The sequence below is a fragment of the Burkholderia sp. SIMBA_051 genome, from assembly GCF_046534915.1.
GTDB classification, from domain to species: Bacteria; Pseudomonadota; Gammaproteobacteria; order Burkholderiales; family Burkholderiaceae; genus Burkholderia; species Burkholderia ambifaria.
Genome location: NZ_JAWRXS010000059.1, coordinates 1 through 437, shown reverse-complemented (window position 1 = coordinate 437; position 437 = coordinate 1). Strand labels below are relative to the sequence as shown.

Annotated in this window: 1 protein-coding gene and 1 pseudogene; one reads left to right on the top strand and one right to left on the bottom strand. The window is 59.3% G+C overall.

From position 1 onward, the window contains the following. A partial coding sequence (locus SB771_RS33515; RefSeq protein ID WP_410721854.1) for a lytic transglycosylase domain-containing protein occupies positions 1-185 on the top strand: 185 nt, incomplete at its 5' end. Positions 186-223: 38 nt separating this feature from the next. Here SB771_RS33515 and SB771_RS33510 read toward each other — a convergent pair. Continuing rightward, positions 224-437, bottom strand: a pseudogene (locus tag SB771_RS33510) (cytochrome C); the annotation flags it as partial.

Here is a 437-nt window from a genome sequence, read left to right as displayed (position 1 = left end):
CCCGCTATCTGCGCTTTTTGCTCGATCTCTTCAAGGACGATATGGAACTGGCGCTCGCCGCGTACAACGCCGGCGAGAATGCGGTGATACGCGCGGGCTACAGGATTCCGTCGTTTCCCGAAACGCGTTCGTATGTGCCGCGTGTGCTCGATAAATACCGGCGCTTGCTGCCTGCGAGCAGTTGAGTGAGCCACTTCGATTAGCGCGCATTTACCGCCTTGTGCTACGGCACGATCCAGTCGCTGTCCGCGACCACGCGCAGTCTGTCCGGCTCTGCGAATCGCACGATGTACCCGCCCTTCGATGCATAACGCTGACCCGGTGCGAGCGTGAGGCGCGGATAGTAGCCGGTGAGAATACGATGTTCGAGCATGTCGTCGATACGTTCGACGAGGTAGTCGCGCACGAACGCATCGACCATATGGCTCAACGTTTCG